Origin of the sequence: Flavobacterium flevense (genome assembly GCF_900142775.1) — a bacterium.
GTDB lineage: Bacteria > Bacteroidota > Bacteroidia > Flavobacteriales > Flavobacteriaceae > Flavobacterium > Flavobacterium flevense.
The window spans coordinates 531,539-557,695 of sequence record NZ_FRCC01000001.1; the positions used below are offsets into that span (position 1 = coordinate 531,539).

General features: G+C 34.0%; 23 protein-coding genes. 9 read left to right on the top strand and 14 right to left on the bottom strand.

Annotated elements, in window-relative coordinates:
- The first annotated feature begins 8 nt into the window (after positions 1 to 8).
- Both BUB89_RS02350 and BUB89_RS02355 read left to right on the top strand, forming a co-directional pair.
- Positions 9 to 3,158: a PAS domain S-box protein gene (locus tag BUB89_RS02350; protein WP_073241470.1), complete on the top strand. Its 3,150-nt coding sequence runs from the start codon at positions 9 to 11 to the stop codon at positions 3,156 to 3,158.
- Positions 3,145 to 3,543 carry a response regulator gene (locus tag BUB89_RS02355; protein ID WP_073241472.1) on the top strand — a complete coding sequence of 133 codons (399 nt, stop codon included), beginning with the start codon at positions 3,145 to 3,147 and terminating at the stop codon, positions 3,541 to 3,543. The genes BUB89_RS02350 and BUB89_RS02355 overlap by 14 nt, the downstream gene beginning before the upstream one ends.
- Positions 3,544 to 3,576: 33 nt before the next feature.
- Here BUB89_RS02355 and BUB89_RS02360 read toward each other — a convergent pair whose 3' ends face one another.
- The 14 genes from BUB89_RS02360 to BUB89_RS02425 form a co-directional block, all read right to left on the bottom strand.
- Positions 3,577 to 4,398 carry an MOSC domain-containing protein gene (locus BUB89_RS02360; RefSeq protein ID WP_073241474.1) on the bottom strand — a complete coding sequence of 274 codons (822 nt, stop codon included), beginning with the start codon at positions 4,396 to 4,398 and terminating at the stop codon, positions 3,577 to 3,579.
- A 46-nt stretch (positions 4,399 to 4,444) separates the two neighbouring features.
- Positions 4,445 to 6,958, bottom strand: coding sequence for a multicopper oxidase domain-containing protein (locus tag BUB89_RS02365; RefSeq protein ID WP_317048470.1), 2,514 nt, complete (start codon positions 6,956 to 6,958; stop codon positions 4,445 to 4,447).
- A gap of 5 nt (positions 6,959 to 6,963) precedes the next feature.
- A complete protein-coding gene (locus tag BUB89_RS02370; protein ID WP_073241476.1) occupies positions 6,964 to 9,351 on the bottom strand; it encodes a heavy metal translocating P-type ATPase in 2,388 nt (795 codons plus the stop codon).
- 388 nt (positions 9,352 to 9,739) lie between these two features.
- Positions 9,740 to 10,300, bottom strand: a complete 561-nt coding sequence (locus tag BUB89_RS02375) for a helix-turn-helix domain-containing protein (RefSeq protein WP_073241478.1) — start codon at positions 10,298 to 10,300, stop codon at positions 9,740 to 9,742.
- Between the two features lie 97 nt (positions 10,301 to 10,397).
- Positions 10,398 to 11,000, bottom strand: coding sequence for a DUF3347 domain-containing protein (locus BUB89_RS02380; protein WP_073241480.1), 603 nt, complete (start codon positions 10,998 to 11,000; stop codon positions 10,398 to 10,400).
- A gap of 38 nt (positions 11,001 to 11,038) precedes the next feature.
- Positions 11,039 to 11,839 (bottom strand): hypothetical protein, encoded by an 801-nt coding sequence (locus tag BUB89_RS02385; RefSeq protein ID WP_073241482.1) that lies wholly within the window; start codon positions 11,837 to 11,839, stop codon positions 11,039 to 11,041.
- On the bottom strand, positions 11,840 to 12,364 hold the full coding sequence (locus tag BUB89_RS02390; RefSeq protein WP_073241859.1) for a heavy-metal-associated domain-containing protein: 525 nt from the start codon (positions 12,362 to 12,364) through the stop codon (positions 11,840 to 11,842).
- 82 nt (positions 12,365 to 12,446) lie between these two features.
- Positions 12,447 to 12,821, bottom strand: coding sequence for a heavy-metal-associated domain-containing protein (locus BUB89_RS02395; protein WP_073241484.1), 375 nt, complete (start codon positions 12,819 to 12,821; stop codon positions 12,447 to 12,449).
- Between the two features lie 147 nt (positions 12,822 to 12,968).
- Positions 12,969 to 13,337, bottom strand: a complete 369-nt coding sequence (locus tag BUB89_RS02400) for a hypothetical protein (protein WP_073241486.1) — start codon at positions 13,335 to 13,337, stop codon at positions 12,969 to 12,971.
- A gap of 90 nt (positions 13,338 to 13,427) precedes the next feature.
- Complete coding sequence (locus BUB89_RS02405; protein ID WP_073241488.1) at positions 13,428 to 13,769, bottom strand: phage holin family protein; 342 nt, start codon at positions 13,767 to 13,769, stop codon at positions 13,428 to 13,430.
- Between the two features lie 72 nt (positions 13,770 to 13,841).
- A complete protein-coding gene (locus BUB89_RS02410) occupies positions 13,842 to 15,758 on the bottom strand; it encodes a family 43 glycosylhydrolase (RefSeq protein ID WP_083552424.1) in 1,917 nt (638 codons plus the stop codon).
- Position 15,759: 1 nt separating this feature from the next.
- Complete coding sequence (locus tag BUB89_RS02415) at positions 15,760 to 16,887, bottom strand: glycoside hydrolase family 43 protein (RefSeq protein ID WP_073241490.1); 1,128 nt, start codon at positions 16,885 to 16,887, stop codon at positions 15,760 to 15,762.
- A 167-nt stretch (positions 16,888 to 17,054) separates the two neighbouring features.
- The gene (locus BUB89_RS02420; protein WP_073241492.1) at positions 17,055 to 17,816 is read right to left on the bottom strand and encodes an alpha/beta fold hydrolase; all 762 of its coding nucleotides are present in this window, start codon (positions 17,814 to 17,816) and stop codon (positions 17,055 to 17,057) included.
- Between the two features lie 65 nt (positions 17,817 to 17,881).
- Positions 17,882 to 18,595: a pyridoxine 5'-phosphate synthase gene (locus BUB89_RS02425; protein ID WP_073241494.1), complete on the bottom strand. Its 714-nt coding sequence runs from the start codon at positions 18,593 to 18,595 to the stop codon at positions 17,882 to 17,884.
- Between the two features lie 117 nt (positions 18,596 to 18,712).
- Between BUB89_RS02425 and BUB89_RS02430 the strand changes: the two genes are divergently transcribed.
- The 7 genes from BUB89_RS02430 (at position 18,713) to BUB89_RS02460 (ending at position 26,072) form a co-directional block, all read left to right on the top strand.
- Positions 18,713 to 19,369 (top strand): CBS domain-containing protein, encoded by a 657-nt coding sequence (locus tag BUB89_RS02430; protein ID WP_073241496.1) that lies wholly within the window; start codon positions 18,713 to 18,715, stop codon positions 19,367 to 19,369.
- A 5-nt stretch (positions 19,370 to 19,374) separates the two neighbouring features.
- A complete protein-coding gene (locus BUB89_RS02435; RefSeq protein WP_073241498.1) occupies positions 19,375 to 20,259 on the top strand; it encodes an NAD kinase in 885 nt (294 codons plus the stop codon).
- Positions 20,260 to 20,433: 174 nt separating this feature from the next.
- On the top strand, positions 20,434 to 21,117 hold the full coding sequence (porG, locus tag BUB89_RS02440; RefSeq protein ID WP_073241863.1) for a type IX secretion system protein PorG: 684 nt from the start codon (positions 20,434 to 20,436) through the stop codon (positions 21,115 to 21,117).
- A 3-nt stretch (positions 21,118 to 21,120) separates the two neighbouring features.
- Positions 21,121 to 21,861: an isoprenyl transferase gene (locus BUB89_RS02445; RefSeq protein ID WP_073241500.1), complete on the top strand. Its 741-nt coding sequence runs from the start codon at positions 21,121 to 21,123 to the stop codon at positions 21,859 to 21,861.
- Entirely contained in the window at positions 21,794 to 24,496 is a 2,703-nt protein-coding gene (gene bamA / locus BUB89_RS02450; RefSeq protein ID WP_073241503.1) for an outer membrane protein assembly factor BamA, read from the top strand. The genes BUB89_RS02445 and bamA overlap by 68 nt, the downstream gene beginning before the upstream one ends.
- A gap of 35 nt (positions 24,497 to 24,531) precedes the next feature.
- Complete coding sequence (locus BUB89_RS02455; protein ID WP_073241505.1) at positions 24,532 to 25,542, top strand: OmpH/Skp family outer membrane protein; 1,011 nt, start codon at positions 24,532 to 24,534, stop codon at positions 25,540 to 25,542.
- A 26-nt stretch (positions 25,543 to 25,568) separates the two neighbouring features.
- Positions 25,569 to 26,072 carry an OmpH/Skp family outer membrane protein gene (locus tag BUB89_RS02460; RefSeq protein ID WP_073241507.1) on the top strand — a complete coding sequence of 168 codons (504 nt, stop codon included), beginning with the start codon at positions 25,569 to 25,571 and terminating at the stop codon, positions 26,070 to 26,072.
- Positions 26,073 to 26,157: the final 85 nt, after the last annotated feature.

Here is a 26,157-nt window from a genome sequence, read left to right on the forward strand (position 1 = left end):
GTTACAAAATGAAAAAGCCTTTCATCCCTAAGAACGAACTAGATAGATTAACAGAATTAGATACTTATAAAATAATAGGCGAGTTAGAAACTGAAGATTACGACTTCTTGACTCAAATGGCCGCCCAAATTTGTGATACTCAAATTTCATTAATCAGTTTAGTAACCAATGAAAAACAGTGGTTTTTATCGCATCACGGTTTAAAAGAACGCGAAACACCAAAAGAATTGGCTTTTTGTGCTCATGCGATTAATACACCCGAAGATATTTTCATCATTGAAGACGCTACTCAAGACGAACGTTTTCATGATAACCCATTGGTTACTGATTATCCAAAAGTGATATTTTACGCAGGAATGCCATTAGTTACCGAAAATGGTTTTCCCTTAGGTACCATTTGTGTTATTGACAATCATCCTAAAAAACTTTCTAAAAAACAAATTGACTCTTTAAAGCTTCTATCCAAACAAGTAATCAAACTGTTAGAACTTCGTAAAAAAACATTTGAATTAAAAGAGCAAAATAAGGAATTAGAAAAAACCTCTATTTTATTCAATGAGAGCCAGAGAATAAATAATATTGGCGCTTGGGAACTGGATGTAATTAGCGGAGATATTTTTTGGACCGATGAAGTTTACCACATTCATGAAGTACCAAATGATTTCACATTTGACAAAACAACAGCAATTGAGTTTTATCATCCTGAAGACAGACAAATTATCATAAATGCATTAGAGAAAACGATTAACATCCAAGAAGACTTTGACGTTCAATGTCGTTTTATTACTGCAAATAATAATCTTAAATGGGTTCGCTCTTCAGGTAAAGCATTAGTAGAAAACGGAAAAACAATAAAAGTTTTTGGAACTTTCCAAGATATCACCAAGAAAAAAGAATCGGAACAAAAATACCAAGGTATCTTTAACTCTACTTTTTCATTTATTGGACTTTTAGATCATAATGGCGTTTTAATTGAAGCTAATGACACCGCTATTAAAACGGCCGGAATACAATCAAAGGATGTGATTGGAAAGCCATTTTGGAATTGTTATTGGTGGCAGATTTCTAAAGAAACTCAAAACGAATTAAAAGAAAATTTCAAGAAAGCGCTACAAGGAGAAGAAATATCATATGAAGTAAGCATTTGGATTGCAAATCATATCCCAATGACAATTCTTTTTAGTATGCGACCTGTTTTTGACGAATACAATAAAGTAAAATTTGTTGTTCCTGAAGGTCGTCCTATTCAAGAAATTGTAGATGATCGTTTCCGATACAAAGCAGTTTTAGAAGGAACTAATGTAGGGACATGGGAATGGAATGTTCAAACTGGCGAAACCGTATTCAATGAAAGATGGGCTGAAATTGTAGGTTACACACTGGAAGAATTAGCACCTATCTCAATTGACACATGGATAAAATTGGCACATCCTGAGGATTTAGAAGAATCGGGACGAAGATTAAATTTATGCTTTGAAGGAAAAACGGAATTCTATGAATTTAATGCCAGAATGAAGCATAGAAATGGAAGCTGGGTTTGGGTTCACGACAGGGGCAAAGTGTTTAGCTGGACTGATGACGGAAAACCGCTGATGATGTATGGAACACACGAAGACATTACGAAAAGAAAAGAAACCGAAGAAATGCTACGCATTAACGAAGAAGCTTTTAGAGGCAACTTTGAACAAGCAGCCATTGGTATGGCTTTATTAAACGAAAAAGGACAATGGCTCAAAGTAAATAAAAAACTTTGCAAAATACTAGGTTATACTGAAGACGAATTATTAAAGCTCACTTTTCAAGACATCACCTATCCAACTGACTTAGAAACCGATCTAAGCCTCCTTGAAGAATTGATTGAAGGAAAACGAGACGGTTACATTATGGAAAAACGCTATTTCCATAAAAACGGAGAGATTATTTATGTAATTCTAGGTGTATCAATGGTAAGGGACGAAAACGGAAAAACTCTTTACTTTATTTCTCAAATTGTTGACATTACTGCTCAAAAAACGTTTGAAATGCAATTAGCGAACACTATTGCTTATAATCAAGCCTTGATGAATGCAAGTACACAAGTAGCTATTATTGGAACAGACACTAAGGGAATCATTACCACTTTTAACGAAGGGGCCGAACAACTATTGGGTTATGATGCCGAAGAATTAATCCAAAAAGAAACCCCTCAGCTTATTCATATTCGAGAAGAAGTTGAAAAAGTAGCCCAAAAACACTTTGAAGAAACAGCCGAAAAAATTGAAGGTTTTGATGTTTTTGTTCATAATGCTAAAAAAGGAAAGGCAGAAACCAAAGAATGGACTTACAAAAGAAAAGATGGTAGCACATTTCCTGTTTTGCTTTCCGTAACCGCCATTAAGAAAAAAGACACTATAACTGGTTTTCTTGGTATAGCCACTGATATTACCCAAATGAAACAAGTAGAACAAGAAACGCTTGCTCTACTTCAAATTGCCGAATCACAGAACGAAAGATTAAAGAACTTTGCTTACATCGTTTCGCATAATTTGCGTTCCCACTCTGGAGGTATTAGTACGCTAATTGAGTTAATAGAATCTGAATTTCCTGATTTTAGCCAAACTGATTTTTTTGATTACTTAAAAAAATCATCTGCTAATCTTGCTGAGACTATTAAACATTTAACCGAAGTAGTTCAAATTAACTTATCTACTAAAGAAAAACTGGAACCAATTTATTTAAAAAAAATTATAGATAACAACATTAATAGCTTAATAACACAGGCTAAAAGACAAGAAGTAAACATTACTAATGAAGTAAACCCAAACACCTCAGTCAAAGCAATTCCGGCTTACTTAGATAGTATTGTCATGAATTTTATCACTAATGCTATTAAATACAGCTCAAAAGAGAGAGAGAGTTTTTTAAAAATTCAAACCGAGGAAACCAAAAAATATGTCATTTTAAAATTTATTGATAATGGTTTGGGCATTGATTTAAAAAAACATGGAGACAAACTTTTTGGGATGTACAAAACCTTTCACAATCATAATGACTCTAGAGGTATTGGATTATTCATTACCAAAAATCAAATTGAATCCATGAATGGCAAAATTGAAGTAGAAAGCGAAGTAAATATTGGCACAACATTTAAAATATATTTAGAACATGAAAAAATTTGATCTCTTATGCATCATAGAAGATGACCTTACACACCTGTTCATTACAAAAAAAATGATTGAAATGTCAGGTATGGTAGAAAACATTATGGTTTATAAAAATGGGAAAGAAGCCTATGATAAGCTAAAAGCAATTTTTCTTTCTAGCGAAATGCTTCCTGAAATTATATTATTAGACCTCAATATGCCTATTTGGGACGGCTGGCAATTTCTAGATGAATTTACTAAAATACCTATTAAAACTAAAATTACCATCTATATCCTCACTAGTTCCAATAGTGAAGAAGACAAAGAAAATGCGGAAAAATATAATTTAGGCGGAAATTATCTCATAAAACCAATTAGCCTAAACGAAATAAAAACCGTACTAGCTGAGATTGAACGTTAGATAAATAAAAAGAACTCAACCTAACAACAATTGTTAGATTGGGTTCTTTTTTAGTACATTAACAACAGTGCCTATTTTTAAACAGCCTTCTTGTTGAGTTATTACATTTTGCCCAAAAATCACTTTATTTCCTCGCATTTTATATTTAGCCAAAGTGTACAAAGGATCTTTACCAGAGAATTTCCCTTTTTCTGGATCAATGGTCGTGATAATGCAACGCCCACAATTTTTTACGCCATAAAACAATAACCCTCCAATATTAAATTCCTTCCAAGTTTCTTCTTCATAGGCTTTGCCTCCTGAGAACACAAAATTAGGACGAAAACGCTTCATGGAAATTGGATTTGCTAATCTGGAATTCAAATCATCTAAAGATGACTGGCCAATAATTAAATACGGAAATCCATCTGAAAACGAAGTGATATCATTTGGTGAAACCGCATAATTAGGATCTACTTTCCGTTGACTGTCTTCGGGCATAAATACCAATCGAATACTAACACCAAGAATTCCAGAAAACCAAGCCGAAATTTCGGCATCTACCTCAACAGCTGTCACCTTATCTTCCCAAACCATAACATCAAAAGGAAGATTATGATTCTTTTGCGAAAGCGAAAAACGTATGCTCCCTTTAGCAACATCTACATGAGAAATTTGCATAAAACCTTCCTCTATTTTAGGATGAAAGAAAGCCAATTCGGGATGTTCTCTTTGGCTTATAAAAACTCCTTTTTCATCTACTAACATCCAGCGCCTGTCAAACTCCAATCCTCTTTGGGTGACTTTGGATTCTTGCAAACGAATACCAGCCAATGATTTTACAGGATAAATCCAAATTTCAGAAAGTTGTAACATCGTAATTCTTTTTCATCAAAAATACAAAATACTACCAAAGACTATTTTAATAATTAAAATTCATTCCAAAACCTACGCCCATATCGCTATCATAATGGGTTGTAATACCCATATTTTTGCCTACTATGTATTTTAATCCTGCCATATATTCTTTATCGGTATTAACCATAAAAGCCATTCGCAAACGTTTTGAAAGCGGAATATCTTCACGCATTAATTGCAAACGCACATTTCCATCATGATAGACTTCTGCTTGCGCAATAACCAAAAGTGGCAACGTATAGTTCACACCTAAACTAAACTGCAGTCGTTTGTCTTTGGTACTTCTTTGTCCAAATAAATTCTCTTCCATTTCTCCATGTTCTAATTTTCGGTATCGCGCATCAAAACCAATGAAAGGCATCAACCATTGATTTCTCCCGATATACCTTCCAATATGCGTTTCGGATTCGTAACCATGATGGTCTTTATATCCTAATCGCCATTCGGTTCCAAAACTCCATCTTGCATTTTGTAACATCGCCATTCCATCATTTCCGTTGGTAGCAAAATCATTTTCTGCCATAAAATGCAAGCTATTACTTTCGGCTTGTAATTTCTTATACGCTGCTTCTTTGTTGGGTAAAAGTGGATTTGCTGCTGAATTTTCATAACTAAAAACCCGATTCATTCCCACCATCATGTGATACAAAATATGACAATGAAAAAACCAGTCTCCATCAGTATTGGCTGCAAATTCTATTACATCCGTTTCCATGGGCATTATGTCCAAAACGTTTTTTAAAGGTGCATAATCTCCCTGACCGTTCAAAACTCTAAAATCATGACCGTGTAAATGCATTGGGTGACGCATCATCGAATTATTGTATAACGTAATCCGAACAATTTCTCCTTTTTTAATTAAAATTTTATCCGTTTCTGAAAGCACTTTATTATCCATACTCCACACATACCGGTTCATGTTTCCGGTCAATTCAAAACGCAATTCACGTACAGGAGCATCCTCAGGAAGTGTAGTTTTTACAGTCGATTTCAACATCGAATAATTCAAAGTAACAATATCCGATTTTTTAGAATCCATTGCGTGAGCGGAATGATCCATTTCATCATCCTTATTCATTTTCGAATGATCCTCTTTTGAACTTCCTGAAATCTCGGGGTACATTACAGAATTCATATCCATTTTTTGCAGACTCATTTTCATACCCATATCATTCATGGTTCCATTCCTATTCATCATCTCGTTCATCATTTTCATACCTTCAAAATATTTTAATTTAGGCAAAGGATGTGCGGCTTTCTTAACACCTTCTCCAATGTAAACAGAAGTCGATTGTGTTCTGTCTTCCGGGGTGGCTAAAAAAGCATAGGAAGTATTTTTCTCCGGAATGGTTACAATTACATCATAGGTTTCAGAAACCCCAATAATCAACCGATCCACCACAACGGGTTCTACATCGTTTCCGTCATTAGCCACTACAGTCATTTTTCCACCGGCATAGGTCAACCAAAAATAAGACGATGCTCCGGCATTAGAAATTCGCAAACGCACTTTATCTCCCGCTTTAAATTGAGACAACTGACTTTCATTCTGTCCGTTAATTAAGAATTTATCATAATAAACATCGCTCACATCCATAGCCAGCATCCGTTTCCATTCGTTGGTTAATTTGGTTTTAAAATGTCCTTCTTTTATGGCTTCTGCATAGCTTTGAGTCGTTCCTTTTTTAATGGCAAACCAATCCGTAGCATTGTGTAACATTCTGTGAACATTATCCGGCTTGTAGTTGGTCCATTCGCTCAAAATAATGGGAACTTGCGGAATATCATCAATTCCTTTTCTAAAGGTTTCGTCTTCCGGTTTCTTCTTTAAAATCAACAAACCATACATCCCTATTTGTTCCTGCATCCCTGAATGGCTATGGTACCAGTGTGTCCCATTTTGAATTATTGGAAAAGTATATTTATGAGTGGTTCCGGGGGCAATAGGCATTTGAGTTAAATAAGGAACACCATCCTCTTTATTAGGCAAAAAGATGCCGTGCCAATGCAAGGAAGTACTGGTTTTTAATTTGTTATGCACATAAATCTCAGCGGTATCTCCTTCGGTAAAAGTTAATGTTGGCATCGGAATTTGTCCGTTTACTGCTATAGCGTGTTTAGATTTACCGCCAAATGTTACCATTGTGTCCTGTACAAACAAATCATAGCGAACAGTTTTAGAAATGGTTTTTGGTACTACTTTTTTTTCTGCAATGGTATTTTCTTTTGGTAAATCTGCTGTTTTTGTTGGCTCATCCTTAGACACCTCAACTTCTTTTTTAACTTTTACAGGACTTTTAGAAACTGACTTTATCGGAATATCCTTTTTAACAGCTTCTTTTTTAGCTTTTACTTTTACCAATGTCATTCCGCATTTAGGGCAATCTCCGGGTTTTGTTTCGTGAATTTCAGGATGCATTACACAAGTATAGTAGTAATCTTGAGCTGCTTTTTTTTCCTGAGCATTTACAAACTGACCCATCACAAAAAAACAAAACAGGTATAATATCTTATTCATGATTTCTATAATTTTAAATTACGCAATCGCAACGCATTCGCAATCACTGAAACAGAACTAAAACTCATTGCCAAAGCAGCAATCATTGGCGAAAGCAAAATCCCGAAAAACGGATATAAAACCCCGGCAGCAATAGGAATTCCCAGCACATTATAAAAAAAAGCGAAGAATAAATTCTGACGAATGTTTTTCATTACCGCATGACTCAGTTGTTTGACCTTTACAATACCTTGCAAATCGCCTTTAACCAGCGTCAACTTTGCACTTTCAATCGCTACATCGGTTCCGGTTCCCATTGCAATCCCGATATCGGCTTGCGCCAAAGCCGGAGCATCGTTGATTCCGTCTCCGGCCATAGCCACAACCTTGCCTTCGGACTGCCATTTCTGAATCACTTTGAGTTTGTCCTGCGGTAAACAATCTGCCACAAAAGAACTCAGATGCAACTCATCAGCCACTGCCTGAGCGGTGTTTTTATTGTCTCCGGTAAGCATAATCACTTCAATTCCCTGATCCATCAATGTTTTTATCGCATGGGCACTGCTTTCTTTTATGGCATCGGTAATGGTTACAAATCCCATAGCAATTCCGTCAACAGCAACATAAGAAACTGTTTTTCCCAGTTTTTGCTCCGCGATTACCTGGTTTTCCAATGCTTCTGTAACCGAAGCGTTTACTTCTTCCAGTAGTTTTTTATTACCCAAAGCCACTTTTTTGCCGGCTACCGTTCCCACAACTCCTTTTCCGGTTATGGATTCAAAATCTTTCGTTTCTGATAATTTTATATTTTTCGCTTCCGCAAAATGGACTACGGCTTGCGCCAATGGATGTTCACTATACTGATTTAATGAAGCAATTAGCTTCAAGAGTTCCTCTTCATTATTTTGAACGGCAAACACTTTTTCTACAGAAGGTTTTCCCTCAGTAATTGTTCCTGTTTTATCCGTAACCAAAACATGTACCTTATCCATATTTTCTAAGGCTTCAGCGTTTTTTATTAATATTCCTGATTGGGCACCTTTACCCACTCCCACCATTACTGACATGGGTGTAGCTAAGCCCAAAGCACAGGGACAGGCAATTATTAAAACAGCTACAGCATTGATAAAGCCATACATTAAGGCATTTTCTTCAGGACCAAATTTTGCCCAAATAACAAAAGTAATTACCGACACAACAACTACTGTTGGGACAAAATATTTTGCAATTTTATCGGCTAATTTTTGGATTGGTGCTCGGGAACGACTGGCATCATTAACCATTTGTACAATTTGCGAAAGCAGGGTTTCCGAACCTACTTTTTCGGCCACCATTAAAAAAGACTGGGTTCCGTTAATAGTTCCGGCAATAACTGCATCATCCATTTTTTTATCTACCGGAATGGGTTCGCCCGAAATCATCGACTCATCAATGGTACTTTCTCCTTCAATTATTTTTCCATCAACAGGAATTTTATCTCCCGGTTTTACACGTAATACATCGCCTTTTTTGATATCGTGTATCGAAATCACTTTATCTTTTCCATCCTGTACCAAAACTGCTTCAACAGGTGCTAACTTCATCAGTTCTTTCAGAGCACCACTGGTTTTACTATGCGCTTTTACTTCTAATAATTGTCCTAATAAAACTAAGGTTAAAATAACAGTTGTTGCTTCAAAATACAAATGCACGCTTCCGTGCCCGGTTTTAAATTCAGCCGGAAAAAATTCCGGAAATAGCAATCCGAAAACACTAAATAAAAAAGCCATTCCTGAACCTATTCCGATAAGGGTAAACATATTTAAATTCCAGGTAATCAAAGAGGTCCAGGCGCGTTTAAAAAACATCCAGGCTGCATAAAAAACCACCGGAAGCGAGAGCACAAATTGCACCCAATTCCAGGTTTCCATATCCATGATGTTCATCAAAGGATTATTAGGAATCATGTCTGACATTGCAATAATGAAAATAGGAATAGTAAACAGTAATGCTATCTTCATTTTTTGCCATAAATCAGTATAGCTTTTGTTTTTTTCCTCTTCAGATGCTTCCACGGTTACTAAATCCATCCCACAAACCGGACAACTTCCGGGTTCATCATAGACTTTGTCACCTTCGCAAAACATAGGGCAATAATATTTCCCAACAGCATTGGGTGGCGGTGCCGGAGCTGGTTTTTCAGTTACTTTTAATTTTAAATCATTAGGATTAAATACTTTTATAGTATAGTTTCCTGCCGCTGCAACAGCTTCCTGAAACTGAGTAATCTGGATGGGTTTTTGCATCGAAATCTCCGCTTTTGGCGGGTCTAAAGTGACTTCCGCTTCTACTCCTTCGATACTGTTGAGTGCATTTTCAACTTTTGTCCGGCATGAGTTGCAATGCATTCCGTTAATGGTGTAGGTATATTTCATTTCTTCGATTTTTATACCATTTGAATAACATTTCCTTTTTTTTTATAAAACAGAATCAATTTTATTACTAATATCATTTCATAAAAAGGAATCAGATTTAATTATTTTCTTTTTTGCTTGATCAAAAAAGAAACAAAAAAATCAAGTCTTACGCTTTCTCATCGGTCAAATTAGTTTTCGAATGCTAAAAGAAAAGAACTCGTCCCGAAACATCGGGACTCAAACAGCTTTTCTTTTTACGCATTCTTCAAACATTTGACGCTCGACTGCGAAAGCTAAGGACAATGATACTTGAAATTAATGAATTCAAATGATAATTAATATTAGTTCAAATTTCGAAATTAAAACACGTACACTATTACACAATTATGGAAACGATTTGCATGATTTATAAATCGTCAATTTGCCTTCTTTTTTTATTTTTTAGTTGTTTAAATTGTGTAGGTGTTATCCCTGTTGTTTTTTTAAACTGATTACTCAAATGAGGTACGCTACTGTAATTCAACTGAAAAGCAATTTCACTCAGACTCAATTCGTTATAAATTAATAATTCTTTTACTTTTTCTATTTTTTGTGCAATAAAATAATGCTCGATTGTAATTCCTTCGGTTTCCGAAAACAAATTACTCAACGCACTGTAATCCTGATTTAAATCATCAGCAATGTAAGTGGACAAGTTTATTTTTAGTTTTTCATTTTGATAATGAACTAAGGTTACAATCAGATTTTTTATCCTTTCAATAGTCTTACTTATTTTGTCATCCAATAATTCAAAACCCAGTGCTTTTAGGTTTTCAGACAATAGGTGTTTTTGTCTTTCATTCAGTTCTTTCGAAATCTCCACTTCACCCAATTGCATCGAAAGTATGGGGATTTCCATTTTTTCGAAGACTGTTTTCACTGCCATTTCGCAGCGGTTGCAAACCATATTTTTAATGTAAACTTTCATTTGGAAAATTATTATTGGAACTAAACAAAAAAATCCTAACTCAAAATAAGCCAGGATTTTAATGAAATCAAATTTCGGGTTAATAAATCAAAAATGATTATTGAATTTCTTTAATCATTCCGCCACAGCTTAGCATTTCAGAACCATAATACGGGTTTCTGATTTCTTTTATTTCGCTTATCCAATAGCCATTTTTCCCTTCATTGTACATGGGGCAATAATCCTGATATAATTTCTTGTCAGTTCCAAAAGCAGCAATCAAATTCGTAATATCTTTGCTTAAAACGGCAAAGTGTGTTCTTTGTGCTGCAATTTTACCATCATTGGAGACAATCAAATCTGCCTGCTTTTTAGCACTTTCGGTAATCGTTTTGTATTTATCAATCAATTTTGAGTCAATTTTTTCGGAATTAGTTGCCAGAACAGCATTAACAAAATCAGTTGCCGCCGTTGTAGCCTCTTTTGATTTATCATTAGCCAAAGCATTTTTGATTTTCAAATAGCCATTGATAATAGCTTCTGTAGCAACAGACGCTTTTACAGCATCACTCACTTCTGTTATTTCATCTGCGGCTTCTGTTTCTTCTGCTTTTACTTCGGTTTCTTCTGTGGTATTTACTTTTTGTTCCTGTTTGTTTTTTTGGTTACAACTTATTAAAACAACGACTAATAAGAGCGAAGACAGTATTAATTTTTTCATTTTTTTATATTTTAATTTATTTAAATTAATTGGTTACATTAATTGGTTACATTAAAAAAAGTATATTCTAATTTGAGTAAAATACTATTGGCACTGATGCGTTCCATATCTGAATAAATCTGGCGGCGGTAAGCTAAATCTATTCTCGCCTGACTGTTGACAATAAACTGAATCGAAGGTACTACATCTAAATAAGATTTCCCATTTTGATTCAACCGTTGCCCCAATAATTCCAGCATCGCATTAATATTAGTCTGTTTAAAATTAGTATATTTTTTAGGATACATCAATTGCCCCACCGAAAAAGTGTAGTTCATTGCACTGTTGCTCCATTCGTCTGGAAAAATATTACCCTGATTATTAAACGCTCTTTCATAACTAATGCTTGCACTCAAAGCGGTTTTATTAATCAATTGAGTGGCTACAGTTCCTATTTCGTAACCCGAATTCATCCCCATGGTTTCTATATCTTCCTGATGAATCTCAGCATTACTGGTACTTATCCTTCCATAAGCTGCTAGTCTAAAATGACTATGCAAATCATCAACGGAGAAAAAACGGTATTTAGCATACAAACTTCCTCCTTCGAGCATTAGATCGCCTTGTTTATCACTCAAAAATGCCGAAGCATGAACCATCCAGTCTTTGTTAACACCCCACATTAATTCGGGCATGTTGTGGTAATTGTATCCTCCCGTTTTTTTGAATGCAAAAAGGCTCATATCCCTGACTCCTATTGAAGCCGTAGGCATGTTACTCGCTGGTTCTGTCATTACAAATAATTCCTGGGCATGGATTTGAAAACTCAAAAAACTTACTAAGATTACAAAATATTTCATCTAGATTATTTTTACATAATAAGTTCCTTCTTCTTTACCCGAAACATTATATTTAGAAAGCATTTTAGCCGATTTTTTATACTCTTTTTTAGTAACAAAACCACTGTTTAGTACTTTCAGTCTTAATTTTTCGTTAGCCGCTTTTTCATCTGAATCTACAAAAATATAGGTACCGCTTGCATTTTTAAAACTGTCATTGTCTTTTGGTTTCACATTATTAGCATCGATAGTTAAAATCATAGATCCAACAAAAAAACCTGTCTTTTCAATATTATTCTTTAAATCTTGCGGAGTTATTGAGCTGTTCTTTTTTAAATTAACTACAAAGGTATTGCTGTTTAAATCAATCATTACCTTTTCTACTTCAGGCATTGCTTTCAGTTGTTTGTTGATGGCATTAGAACACATGGAACAAGTCAAACCTGTAGCTACAATTTCGGCTTTTGAAATTTGTGCATACGAAGTTGTCATGCCTATCAGCATTATCAGAACAATACATCTTTTTATAATCATATCTGTTTTCATCTTTTTATTTTTTTTATCATTCACTACAGTCTTTTTCGAATACAAAAATGACCCAAAAGACTGTAGTAATAAAATGGAGGCATTAGTGCTTATGCTCTTCTTTTTTAGTAGTTTCAGTAGTTTTTCTATCATATTGACAACAAGTATGCAGTTTGTTATACTGCTCGTCAGTTGCTGAAAACTTATCACTATCATAACCCGCTTTAGCAATTCGACTCAAAATTTCGTCTGAACTTGTTTTAGTGGAATCATAAGTCAGTTTTGCCATTTTAGAATTGACATCCCATTCTACAACAGCTACTTTTTTAAGATTTCCGGCTGTTTCAATTTTCTTTTTACACATCTCACAGTTACCTGATATTTTTACGGTTTCTGTTTTTTTGTTTTTAATTTGTGCGTTAACACTTATTGATAGCAATACTACAGCTGCCATCATTATTTTTTTAAATGATTTCATGATTGAATGTTTTTTTTTTGTGAAAGGATTAATTCATAACAAATAGTCTGAATCAACTATTGTTCTTTTAAATTAATCGAAAAATAAATGAATTTGTAAAGTAATTTGCTTTGAAATGGATAGACCAATGGCTATCAGCAAAGGAATTTAGCCTATTTTAGGTATTAGCCACAGACTTGAATATCCGTCAGAAGGAACAGATACGGTGTTAGAAAAATTTTGTTTTTTTTCTGAAAAATTGAAATTCATTACCGGAAATTCGTACTGAATTGTTGAAGTAATTCCAATATTTACCGAAGAAACACTACACATTGACTGTCCGCATTTTCCGGAACAACCTTTGTCTTTTGATTCTTTAGATGTTGTTTTTTTACTACAACAATCTTTCATTTTTGTTTTAGAAGACATTTCCATCTTACAGGAATGATTGCCTGAATCTGAACCACATGCATAGCTTGTTCCGGGCATCAGGAAGAAGCCCAGTAATACAATTAATATGAAGTGGATTTTATTCATTTTTAGATCTTACAACGTACAAAATTAATCATTTTTGCTTCCGCAAAAGTAAAAATGATTGGTTTTATGATTTTTTTATAGATAAACAGATTATTTATCTCCTAACAAAAGACTCACAAGTGACTGAGAAACCGATAAAATAATACTGAATATCAAAGCTGTAAAAAAGGTGTCAACATCAAATCCGCCCACTATATTATCACATAAAATAATTATCAAACCATTGATAACCAACAAAAATAATCCCAATGTAAAAATTGTTATCGGCAATGTAAACAACACTAAAATAGGTTTAATAAAAAGATTAAGCAACCCTAAAACGATGGCAACAAAAAGTGCCGTAGTAAAACTGGCTACATGAACACCACTCATAAAATGAGCAATCAATAATACTAAAACGGAAGTAGTAAGAACTTTTATAATTAATTTCATTTCTGCATGTATTTTTTAAACTTGTATAAAAGTACAATTTATTTTAAAAATATTATTTTAAAAACATTCGGTTTATTTTGTAACCCCCTCAGTAGTCATTACAATTGGTTTTATAGTTCCATCTGGATTATATTCTAATATATCAATACAAACGGAGCGGCTATAACTGGAACCATTAGTTTGTATCGCTCCGTTATGATAAATAAAATACGGCTGTCCTTTAAACTCTAAAATAGCCTGATGATTCGTATTTGAATTTCCTGAAATTTCATTTAGAATTCCTTTGTATACATAAGGTCCTTCTATGTTATCTGCCATTGCATAAGCAATTTTCTCAGGAAAACCGCTGGCATAACTAAGATAATATTTTCCATCTTTTTTATGAACCCAGGGTGCTTCTGTAAATTTAAATTCTTCAAAATCTATTTTCTTAATTGCACCGTCAATTTCAATCATATTCTCTTTGAGTTTAGCATAATAGCAAACTCCATTACCCCAAAACAACCAGGCTTGTCCATTATCATCTATAAAAACCGTAGGATCAATACATGTCCATGAATGGGTAGAAGCAAAACAATCTGCATTAGTCAATAACGGTTTTCCTAGTGCATCTTTGTAAGGACCTTGTGGTTTATCAGCAACTGCAACTCCAATTCCGGAGCCATTTGTACTAATGTACCAATAATATTTTCCATTTCTCTTAATTGCTTGCCCTGCATAAGCGTCATTGGTTTTATCCCATTTAAAATCTTCAATTTTTAAAGGCACCGGATATTCAATCCAATTTTTCAAATCAGTAGTTGAAAAAACCAGCCAATCTTTCAGTTTATAGCTTTTTTGTCCGCCTTCAAAATCATGCCCTGTAAACAACCACAAGGTATCATTTTCAACAAAAGCTGCCGGATCAGCAGTAAATTTATGTTTGATTATTGGGTTTTCTTCTGATTTGAAACGAAATGTGCCATCTTCAGAAGTTAATAGCTTTTGAGGAACGCCGCCCCATTTTTCCTGTAATCTTATTGCTTCTTCTGTTGTAATTCCTAAAACACTTCCATGTCTTGGAAAAAAATCTTTAGTAAACGATTCTGTTTTCTCTGTAAAATGATACAAATCTTTGGAACGTTGAAATTCATATCTCCCACTAGAATACAAATCATACATTAAGATATATTCGTCGCTGTTATTCAATTTAAAAACCGAAGAACCTTCTACATTTGTGTTTGTATCAGCATAAGCGTCTAAATATTCGAAACTTTCTTTCCAAGGTCCTTGTAATTTCTTACTTGTAGCCTGTTTAATTCCGTTTTTAATTTCTTTCCCATTTTCATCTTTTGTATTTCCTTTGTAGAAAAAATGATAAGTACCATCTTTATAAATGACATCCCCATCTATTGCACCATCTTTTGCGCTGAACATTAATTTAGGTTCTTGTTCAAAACCGGTAAAATCTTTATTCGCATAAGCACAATAGAAATCCAATTTTAAATTATAGTTAAACCGAACCGTAAAATACACCAGATACTTTTTAGCTTTAACATCATAAAAAGTCTGAGGAGCCCACACCCATTTTATATCTTTAAATTTCTTAGGGTATAATTTTTCCAAATCTATTGCCGATGATTTCCAATCCAAAAGATTTTTTGAATACAGCAGCACAATTCCCGGATTGTAATCCCAGCCATTTTTCTTTGTATTCATATCGGTGGCAACCATATAAAAACTATTTCCATCAGCACCTCTAAGAATATGAGGATCCCGAATACCACCTGTATTCGAAATATCTTTGGACGGTATTATTGGTTCATTATTATTTAGCGCTTTCCAGTTAATGGCATCATCACTTACTGCAAAACGCAACTGTTCTTGTTTTTCGGCAGGACCTTTACCTTCAAAATAAGCAAAGAGATAGCCTTTTAAATCTTTCTTTTGAGCATTTAAACCGGACACAAACAAAATACTGCAGAATACTATTTTAAATATCGCCTTCATCTTATTTTTTAGTATCAAATGAGAAATTGGTATTCCAGTGTTTCGCTAAACTTTCCGCTTCTTTTTTAGTCAGATGAATTACTGAGCCGTGTTTTTGAACTGAAAAATTAGTACGTTTCATCACTCCCTGATCAAAATGTCCCAGATCAGTAAAGGTTTTAAAATCGGTAGTTTCTGCAAATCCAAAATTGTGTGGTTTGACACTAAAAATATCGTACATCAATACCCATTTGTTTTCACCAATACGTTTAAAAACATTAGGTGCTTCACATGATTTTTTTTCGAAATCTATTTGTTCCGGCTGGTACACATAACCGCTATTTATTTTGTTCGAAAATGCCATTTTAATTCCACCCGGATTTTCCTGTGCTACGTACATCATGCAAAATCTTCCGTCAGGCAATTTAGTAATATCAGCATCTAAAATTTGTTTGGTTTCATCAGGATATTCAAAAAGAATTTCCGGAGCAGTTTCAAGAGCTGTAAACAAATCATTCATATAAGCATAATATAATTTGGTACGTCCCTTGCCTTTTCGCATGGTAAAATAAATCATGATTTTCCCTTTTGCGGCATCATAAATCAATTCAGGTGCCCAGACACAACCCACATTCCACTCCGGATATAAGTTAGCTATATCTAAAATCGAATGCGACCAGTGAATTAAATCTTTTGATTTCATCAACACTAAATCCCTGTTGTTTCCCCAGTCATATTTTTCCTGAGGACGCTCCCAATCGGTATCGCGATAGCCTTTTTGTTTCCCGTAAATATGCAAATCCGTCATTGCTATATAAAAATAGCCATCGTTTCCACGCATGATATAAGGATCCCGAATTCCTTTTTGCTCTGCAATAGTATCCCCGGCAACAACAGGTTTCCCACTATTAACATCCGTAAATGTATAGCCGTCATCGCTCAGGGCAAAATACAATCCGTGGGTATCATCTTTAAAATAAGTCATTAAATACGCATCCATTTTCTCTTCTGAAGCGTTATTTTTATTTTTTACAGCGTCACAGCTTTGTAAAAAAAGAATACCCAACAGATAGCAAACAACTCTTTGGGATTTTAAAAGCTTTAAAAAATCAACTTTTAGCGATACATTAGGACTAATAGTAACTATCATTTTATTTCTGGTTAGGCGGTTGTATAGATTTTATAATATTCGAAGATTACAAACATAAGTGTTTTTTATACATTTATCAAAATATCATTTTAATTTTCTTCCAAAAAAAAACAGCAACCCGAAAGTTGCTGTTGTATATAAAATTGCTGTTTAAAAAAATCAACAGCTTATTTTAAAAACGAAATCACCATTTGGAAAAACAAAGCAGGATTTTCGGCATGAAGCCAATGTCCTGCATTTGGGATTGTTTCGAGCTTCATTAACGGAAAAAGCTCCGCCATATTTTCGATATCAGTATCTAAAATATAATTAGAACTACCGCCACGGATAAAAAGAGTCGGTTTTTCAAAAATCAATTCAGATGGTAATGGCACACCAATTTCTTCAATTTTTTCATTAAAAACAGCCAGATTAAATCGGAATGCTAATTGTCCCGGCTCTTGCCAATACAAGTTTTTTAATAAAAATTGTCTTGTTCCAAAATCAGTTATGTATTCACTCAACGTTGCTTCTACATCAGCACGACTTGGTTTAACCGAAAAATCTACGGCATTCAGTCCTGCTAAAATGGTTTGATGATGTTGCGGATAAAACTTAGGACCAATATCGGCAACAATTAATTTATCGACCATTTCCGGATATCTGGCGGCAAAAAGCATGGCTGTTTTTCCTCCCATGGAGTGTCCAAGTAAATGAATGGATTGCAAATCATGTGCCTGACAATACTCCAGAATATCCTGAGCCATCAGTTCATAACTAAAATCTTCGGTTTGCAGACTTCTTCCATGATTGCGCAAATCCAACAAGTGAACCTGAAATCCTTCAGCTGCAAATTGACTTCCTAAGGTTTTCCAGTTGTCTGACATTCCCAGAAATCCGTGTAATATTAAAAATGGTTTTCCTTCGCCTTCTATTTTTGAATACAACATTTAATTCTAGATTTTAGATTTTAGATTGCAGAAAAAATCCCTGCTTAATCTTCAATCAATTGATATTATTTTAATTTTCTTAAATACATATTCACTACATTTTCCAAGCCTAAATAAAGTGCTTCGGCAATTAGAGCATGACCTATAGAAACCTCTAATAATCCGGGAATATTTTGTTTGAAAAACTGAATATTATCTAAACTTAAATCGTGTCCTGCATTGATTCCTAATCCCAATTCATTAGCTAAAACAGCCGATTTTACATACGGATCAATTCCTTTTTCGTTTCCAAGGCTATATTGATGTGCAAAAGCTTCCGTGTACAACTCAATTCGATCTGTCCCTGTTTTTTTAGCACCTTCAATCATTTCTAATTCAGGATCAACAAAAATGGAAGTTCTGATTCCGTTACGTTGAAATTCCTGAATCATTTCCGTTAAATAAGCTTGATTTTTAACCGTATCCCAGCCTGCTGATGAAGTAATAGCACCAATGGCATCAGGAACCAGCGTAACCTGTTCAGGCTTGCATTCGAGAACTAAATCAATAAAATTATGCTGCGGATTGCCTTCTATATTGAATTCGGTATAAACAATGGGTCTCAAATCGCGGGCATCCTGATAGCGAATATGACGCTCATCGGGACGTGGATGAATGGTGATCCCCTGTCCCCCAAATTTCTGAATATCAGTGGCTACTTTTAATAAATCGGGCACATTTCCGCCACGGGCATTACGTAAAGTAGCTATTTTATTGATATTTACACTTAACTTTGTCATTGAAAACGCTTTTTGATTACGAAAAAACTATAATTTGGTTGCAAAAATACAAAGTAAAAGCTAGGCGTTTTTGCCTTTTTTTGATTATTTTGCATAAAAATTGAGGACTTAGATAAAATGGATATTACAAACTACATAAATACCGATTTCAAACCTATTGACAGCCAGGAAACTATTGCTGCTGTAAGGGATTTTTTAGGAGATTTGAATTTCTCCCATTTCCCTGTGCTGGAAGAAGGCGTATATATAGGGAGTGTTTCAGCAGAAGACATTGAGACTTTTGAAGAACAAAAAACCATATCTGATTATAAATACAGCCTCGAACCGTTTTTTACCAGAACAAATGCTATCTGGCTTGAAGTTCTGGAAGTTTTTGCAAAACACCATTCTAATCTAATACCTATTTTAGACGAAGACAATACCTATGTAGGCTATTATGAACTGGAGGATATTATGAGTTTTTTTAACCAGACTCCGTTTTTAAAAGAGCAAGGTCGTATTGTTAAAATAAAAAAAGGGATTTTGGATTATTCGATGAGTCAGATTACTCAGATAGTCGAAAGCAATAATGGTAAACTTTTGGGTTTATTTATTTCAGAAACTACAATTGACAGTGTGGAAGTAACGTTAAAAATAAGTTCGGGTGCTATTAATGAAATCATCCAGACTTTCAGACGCTACAATTATGAAATAATTTCCGATCATCATGAAGACTCTTATATCACTAATTTAAAAGAACGTTCTGACTATTTAGACAAATACCTTAACATTTAACCTCAATGAAAATAGCCATTTACGGTCAATATTATCAAAATAGTACAGAACCAATTATTAAGGACATCTTTGTTTTTTTCAATAAAAACAACATTGAAATAGTTATTGAGTCTAATTTTTTAGCCTTAATTCAGGAAAAAAAAATCATTGAAAAGGAATATAAAACTTTTTCTTCCCATAGTGAACTAGACTCCAGTTTTGACATGCTTTTAAGCATTGGCGGAGACGGAACTATATTGAGAGCCGCTACATTAGTGCGTGATTCCGGAATACCTATTTTAGGAATTAATGCCGGAAGACTTGGTTTTCTTGCCACTGTTCAAAAAGAAAACATTGATGCATTTTTACAAATTGTAATCGAAAAAAAATATACTCTTTCTAAAAGAACCCTTTTAAGTTTGACATGTTCACCTGAAAACGAAGCTTTAAATGACATTAATTTTGCCATGAATGAAGTTTCTGTTAGCCGGAAAGATACCACATCGATGATTACTATTGATACGTATCTGAATGGGGAAATTTTAAATTCATACTGGGCTGACGGATTAATCATCTCCACGCCTACAGGTTCTACGGGATATTCCTTAAGCTGTGGCGGTCCCATACTTACTCCCGATGTAAAAAGCTTAGTAATCACCCCGATTGCACCACACAATCTCAATGCAAGACCACTTGTAATTCCTGATGAAACAGAAATTATGCTTAAAGTTTCCGGAAGAGAAGAGAATTATCTGGTTTCCTTAGACTCCAGAATTACTTCAGTAGGAAATGAATCAGTTTTAACGATCCGAAAAACTCCTTTTCAAATAAATATGGTTGAAATACCTAATGAAACTTTCTTAAAAACATTAAGAACAAAATTACTTTGGGGAGAAGATAAAAGAAATTAATTTTTTTTTAATCCTCATTATTACACAATACACATCAATTTTTCCGTTTTAGTTTAACAAAAACCGAATTCTGGTTAAGGTAAATTATTATTTTTTCAAAAAAAAGTACATTTATCTTAATCGGCATTGATTCGTATTGATAATTATTATATTTGCAAGCAATTTTCTATGAAAATGAAAAAATTTTTAAGCATAATAGCCGGTTTATTTTTGTGTGGTACATTACAGGCACAAATACATGAAATAGGGGTTTTTCTGGGCGGCAGTAATTATATTGGAGACGTAGGTAAGACTACTTATATTGCTCCTAATGAGCCTGCTTTTGGTATTTTATACAAATGGAACCGAAGCCCAAGACACTCCTGGAGAATTTCATATACACAATCTACTATTACTGCTGACGACCTTGATTCTGAAGAGCCTGGCAGAAGTCTGAGAGGCTATCATTTTGAAAATAGCATAAAAGAACTATCTTTAGCCCTTGAATTCAACTTTTTTGATTTTAATCTTCATACTTTAGACCACAAAATCACACCGTATGTGACTTCCGGAATAAATATTTTAAGGTATGATGATTTATATATCGAAGCAGGAGAAACAAAGGAAAATGAAGGAAAGAACTCCATTGCAATTCCAATGATTCTGGGAATAAAATCAAATATTTCCAAAAGATTAGTACTTGCAGCCGAAATTGGAGCCCGCTATACTTTTACAGATAACCTGGACGGGAGCAATCCTAAGGAAGAACGTTTTAGTACTTTGCGATTTGGAAATTTAAATAATAACGATTGGTATGTTTTTTCGGGGATAACATTAACCTATACCTTTGGCGAAAAACCGTGCTATTGTGCAGAATAAAAAATGAGTGTACTAGATACTATAAATAAAAACAATTTACCTAAGCATCTTGCTATCATCATGGATGGCAACGGTCGTTGGGCAAAAAAACAAGGTTTATTAAGAACAATAGGTCATGAAAACGGGACTAAATCAGTACGAGTTACTATAGAAAGTTGCATTAAATTAGGGATAGAAAACCTTACTTTATATGCTTTTTCCACTGAAAACTGGAACCGCCCAAAACTTGAAGTAAAAACCTTAATGAAAATATTGATCAATTCTCTACAAAAAGAATTAAATACTTTTCAGGAAAACAATATAAAACTGAATGCTATAGGAAACATTGAACTGATGCCAAAATCAGCTCAAAAAGAGCTTCTGGAAGTAATGGAAAAAACAAAGAATAATTCCAAAATGACCTTAACGCTAGCCCTTAGCTACGGTTCCAGAGAAGAAATAGTAAACGCTGTAAAGAGAATTTCTGATAAAGTTAAAAATAATATAATTTCAATAGACGCTATTGACGATTCAATTATAAATGAGCATCTTTACACGCAAAATTTACCCGATGTCGATTTATTAATCAGGACAAGTGGCGAGCACAGAATAAGCAATTTCTTACTATGGCAAATTGCTTATGCTGAATTATTTTTTTCTGAGGTTATGTGGCCTGATTTCAGAGAAGAGCACCTTTATGAGGCGCTTATTAGTTATCAAAAAAGAGAACGTAGATTTGGAAAAACAAGTGAACAAATTAAATAATATTTTAGTGTTGAATAAAAGTATAAAAGCATTACTATCCCTTGCATTATTGGGAAGTTTTTCACAAATTAAGGCACAAGACAGAGTACCATTCGACCAAGGTAAAAAATACATATTAGCTAAAGTTGAACTGACTAATAAAATTAGTTTCAATGACCAGACTGTAGTTACATTTGCCGGATTACAAAAAGGTCAGGAGATTACCGTGCCCGGAGAAGAAATAAGTTCTGCCATCAAAAAACTGGGAAAACTGGGGCTTTTTGATGAAATTGCTTTTTACGTTAATCATATTGAAAACGATAGTATTTACCTTGATTTAGACATCGTAGAATTACCTAAACTAAATGATGTTAAATTTACAGGGGTTAAGAAAAGTAAAACCGAAGCTTTAATCAAAGACAACAGCTTAACAAAAGGTAAAGTAGTAAACGAAAACTTAATTACTACTACTAAAAACTACGTTGAAAACAAATACAAAAAAGAAGGTTACTACAAAACTAAGGTAAATATTAATGTTATAAAAGACACTGCTACGATCAATCAGGTTAACATGGTTGTAAGCGTAGACAAAGGCGAAAAAATAAAGATTAGCAATATAGACTTTGAAGGCAATACCAAACTATCTGATAAAAGTTTGCGTAAAGCCATGAAAAATACAAAACAAAAAAATCCTATCCGATTATTAAAAGCTTCTAAATTTATTAAAGAAAAATACAAAGAAGACTTAGAAAAAATAATTGAAAACTACAAAGAAAAAGGATATAGAGATGCCCGTATTGTTTCGGATACAGTAGCATATAATCAAAAAAAGAACACTTTAGATATTAAAGTAAATATTGAAGAAGGAAACAAATATTATTTTGGTGATATTAAGTTTTTAGGAAATTCTGTTTATTCTGATCAGTTTTTAAATCGAATTTTAGGAATTAAAAAAGGAGAAACCTACAACGGAGTTTTACTTGAAAAAAGAATAGCAGATAAAACAAAACCTGACGGAGAAGACATTACCAACTGGTATCAGAATAATGGTTATTTATTTTCGAATATCAATGCTGTAGAGGTAAAAACGGCTAATGATACTATTGATTTTGAGATAAGAATAACCGAAGGACCATTGGCTTATTTCAACCATATTACGGTAGTAGGAAACGACAAAACAAATGACCGTGTAATCTACAGAGAATTAAGAACAAAACCGGGAGAAAAATACAGCAAAGAAGAACTGGTAAGAACGGTTCGTGAAATTGGCCAATTGGGTTATTTTGATCCGGAATCTATTGATCCAAAATTTAAAAATGTAGATGGTGCTGCGGGAACAGTAGATATTGAATACAATCTTGTTGAAAAAGGTTCCAGCCAGATAGAACTTCAGGGAGGTTACGGTGGAGGTGGTTTCATCGGGACTTTAGGATTGTCGTTCAACAACTTCTCGGCAAGAAATATTATGAATAAAGCGGCTTACAAACCACTTCCTATGGGAGACGGTCAAAAAGTATCTTTACGTTTACAAGGAAGTACGTATTTCCAGACGTATAGTGTTTCTTTCTCTGAGCCTTGGTTTGGACAAAAAAAACCGGTACAATTTAGTTCTTCTATTTCATACAGTAAACAATTTGCAAACAACTTTACTACCTTTAAAGTAGATAAATCACAAAGTTTCAACATTTTTACGGTGTCTATAGGTCTTGCAAAAAGATTAACCGTTCCGGATGACTTTTTTGTATTGTCACAATCTATCAGTTACCAACATTATGATTTAAATAATTACAACACCGGATTGTTTACCTTTGGTGACGGATCCTCAAGAAACCTTGCGTACACAGTAGGACTTTCAAGAAGTAATAAAGGGGTAAACCCAATATTCCCTACGTATGGTTCTGAATTTAGTATTTCAGCTAAGATCACTCCTCCTTATTCCTTATTTAACAAAATAGACTATAAAGCTTTAGAACAGGAAGAAGCTTACAAAGCTAAAAATACTGATGGTAATTATATAGATGCTAGTGGGAATGTAGTAGGTACTTACCAGGAAGCGACCGTTGATCAGGGAAAATTAGATCAGAAAAAATTTAATTGGCTTGAATATTATAAAATAAAATTCAAAGCCGATTGGTATACCAAAGTTTATGGTAAATTTGTTTTAAGAACATTAACAGAATTTGGATTCCTGGGTGCATACAATCAGGACAGAGGTTTGGTTCCTTTTGAGCGTTTTTATGTAGGTGGAGACGGAATGGCTAATTATTCTATGGACGGTAGAGAAACGGTACAATTAAGAGGTTATCCAAACAATTCATTAACGCCAATCATTGATGATGTAACTGATCCTAGAAATGGACAACAAATTGGAGCCACGGTGTACAATAAATTCTCGATGGAATTGCGTTATCCTATAACATTAAAAGCTGCTGCCTCTATCTATGCACTGGCCTTTTTAGAAGCGGGTAACTCTTTTGCAAATTTCAAAGCTTATAATCCTTTTGATATTAAGCGTTCGGCGGGAGTTGGTTTAAGAGTATTTATGCCGGCATTTGGATTATTAGGAATTGATTTTGCACATGGATTTGATGGTTTACCAGGATTAAATACTCCAAATGGATGGGAAACTCATTTCATTATTGGACAACAATTTTAAAAAAATTGAGTTCTGATTTTCTAATACTTTAAGTTATGAGAAAACATTTTTTATTTCTATTTTTAGCCTCGATTGCTATAAACAGTCTTTATTCACAAGCACGTGGAAACAGAGTTGGTTTTATTGACATGGAATACATTTTACAAAATGTAAACAGTTATAACGAAACCAATGCACTCTTAGAGGAAAAAGCAGATAAATGGAAGCAGGAAATAGAAAGTAAAAAATTAGAAATTAATAAAGTTAAAGATGCGCTTACGGCAGAAAAACCACTTTTAACCAAATCATTAATTGAGGAACGGGAAACTGAAATTACATTTCTTGAAAATGAATTATTAGATTTACAGCAAAAGAGATTTGGACCCAATGGCTTATTAATGAGTCAGAAAGCGTTATTAGTAAAGCCTATTCAGGATCAGGTATTCACAGCTGTTCAGGATATTGCCGAAGCAAAAAAATACGATTTTATCTTTGATAAATCTTCTGATTTGACCTTATTATTTGCTGATAAAAGATTTGACATCAGCGATCAGGTATTAAGAATAATCAATCGTACAGAAAAAAGGGAACAGTTAACTAAAAAAGAATTAGCTGCAGAACAGGAAAAAGAAGAGAAAGAAGACGCAATAGCCGATAATCCTAATCTTGCCGAAAGACAAAAGATTCTTGACGAAAGAAAAGCAGCCAGAGATAAAATACTGGCCGATAGAAAATTAGCACAGGAACAAAAGAAAAAAGAATACGAAGAACGCAGACAAAAAATTCTGGATGACAGGGCTGCCAAAAAAAATGGCACGGTTTCTGAAACAACTAAAACAAACAGCACTAATGCCGCTGCAACAAATGGACAAAAAGCTGTAACAGAAGAAGCTCCTACAGAAGCTGAATTAGCAAGACAACAAGCTATTGAAGCCAAAGAAAAAGCTGCTGAAGACAGAAAAAAATTAATTGAAGACCGTAGAAAAGCATTAGAAGAAAGAAGATTACAAATTATTCGACAGCGAGACTCTATAAAAGCCGCCAGAGAAGAAAAATTAAAACAATAAATTAATTACTTAATATTTTAAAACCAATGAAACAAATTAAAACTTTATTAATTGCCGCTCTATTCGCTTTTGGAGCAAATCAAACTATCAGTGCTCAAGCAAAGGTTGCACACGTAGATGTAAGTGAGATAATGACAAAAATGCCTGCTATGCTAGATGCTCAAAGTCAATTAGAAAAATTAAGCACTACATATGATGCCGATTATAAAAAAATGATTGAAGAATATCAGGCAAAATTAAAAAAATACGAAGCTGAAACTACAACAGTAACTGATGCTGTAAACACAGAACGTGCTAAAGAAGTTCAGGATATGCAAAAAAGAATTACTGACTTTAGAGATAATGCTCAGAAAGAATTGCAACAAAAAGAATCTGATATCGTTAAACCATTAATGGAAAAAGTAAGAGCTTCTATCCAAAAAGTGGGGAAAGCTAAAGGATATCAATATGTATTAGATGCAGGAGCTAGTCTTTTATTAGCTGATGGTCCAAACATCACTGCTGACGTTAAAAAAGACTTAGGATTCTAATATTCGAAGCAAAAAAAACTAAAACCGCTCTTTTTTCTACACAGAATCGAGCGGTTTTTTTATGAATTATTCTTAGGAAAATTAA

Coding starts and splice junctions, on each gene's coding strand:
- BUB89_RS02350 (WP_073241470.1), top strand. CDS start 9: ATGAAAAAGCCTTTCATCCCTAAGAACGAACTAGATAGATTAACAGAA.
- BUB89_RS02355 (WP_073241472.1), top strand. CDS start 3,145: ATGAAAAAATTTGATCTCTTATGCATCATAGAAGATGACCTTACACAC.
- BUB89_RS02360 (WP_073241474.1), bottom strand. CDS start 4,398: ATGTTACAACTTTCTGAAATTTGGATTTATCCTGTAAAATCATTGGCT.
- BUB89_RS02365 (WP_317048470.1), bottom strand. CDS start 6,958: ATGAATAAGATATTATACCTGTTTTGTTTTTTTGTGATGGGTCAGTTT.
- BUB89_RS02370 (WP_073241476.1), bottom strand. CDS start 9,351: ATGAAATATACCTACACCATTAACGGAATGCATTGCAACTCATGCCGG.
- BUB89_RS02375 (WP_073241478.1), bottom strand. CDS start 10,300: ATGAAAGTTTACATTAAAAATATGGTTTGCAACCGCTGCGAAATGGCA.
- BUB89_RS02380 (WP_073241480.1), bottom strand. CDS start 11,000: ATGAAAAAATTAATACTGTCTTCGCTCTTATTAGTCGTTGTTTTAATA.
- BUB89_RS02385 (WP_073241482.1), bottom strand. CDS start 11,839: ATGAAATATTTTGTAATCTTAGTAAGTTTTTTGAGTTTTCAAATCCAT.
- BUB89_RS02390 (WP_073241859.1), bottom strand. CDS start 12,364: ATGAAAACAGATATGATTATAAAAAGATGTATTGTTCTGATAATGCTG.
- BUB89_RS02395 (WP_073241484.1), bottom strand. CDS start 12,821: ATGAAATCATTTAAAAAAATAATGATGGCAGCTGTAGTATTGCTATCA.
- BUB89_RS02400 (WP_073241486.1), bottom strand. CDS start 13,337: ATGAATAAAATCCACTTCATATTAATTGTATTACTGGGCTTCTTCCTG.
- BUB89_RS02405 (WP_073241488.1), bottom strand. CDS start 13,769: ATGAAATTAATTATAAAAGTTCTTACTACTTCCGTTTTAGTATTATTG.
- BUB89_RS02410 (WP_083552424.1), bottom strand. CDS start 15,758: ATGAAGGCGATATTTAAAATAGTATTCTGCAGTATTTTGTTTGTGTCC.
- BUB89_RS02415 (WP_073241490.1), bottom strand. CDS start 16,887: ATGATAGTTACTATTAGTCCTAATGTATCGCTAAAAGTTGATTTTTTA.
- BUB89_RS02420 (WP_073241492.1), bottom strand. CDS start 17,816: ATGTTGTATTCAAAAATAGAAGGCGAAGGAAAACCATTTTTAATATTA.
- BUB89_RS02425 (WP_073241494.1), bottom strand. CDS start 18,595: ATGACAAAGTTAAGTGTAAATATCAATAAAATAGCTACTTTACGTAAT.
- BUB89_RS02430 (WP_073241496.1), top strand. CDS start 18,713: ATGGATATTACAAACTACATAAATACCGATTTCAAACCTATTGACAGC.
- BUB89_RS02435 (WP_073241498.1), top strand. CDS start 19,375: ATGAAAATAGCCATTTACGGTCAATATTATCAAAATAGTACAGAACCA.
- porG (WP_073241863.1), top strand. CDS start 20,434: ATGAAAAAATTTTTAAGCATAATAGCCGGTTTATTTTTGTGTGGTACA.
- BUB89_RS02445 (WP_073241500.1), top strand. CDS start 21,121: ATGAGTGTACTAGATACTATAAATAAAAACAATTTACCTAAGCATCTT.
- bamA (WP_073241503.1), top strand. CDS start 21,794: ATGAGGCGCTTATTAGTTATCAAAAAAGAGAACGTAGATTTGGAAAAA.
- BUB89_RS02455 (WP_073241505.1), top strand. CDS start 24,532: ATGAGAAAACATTTTTTATTTCTATTTTTAGCCTCGATTGCTATAAAC.
- BUB89_RS02460 (WP_073241507.1), top strand. CDS start 25,569: ATGAAACAAATTAAAACTTTATTAATTGCCGCTCTATTCGCTTTTGGA.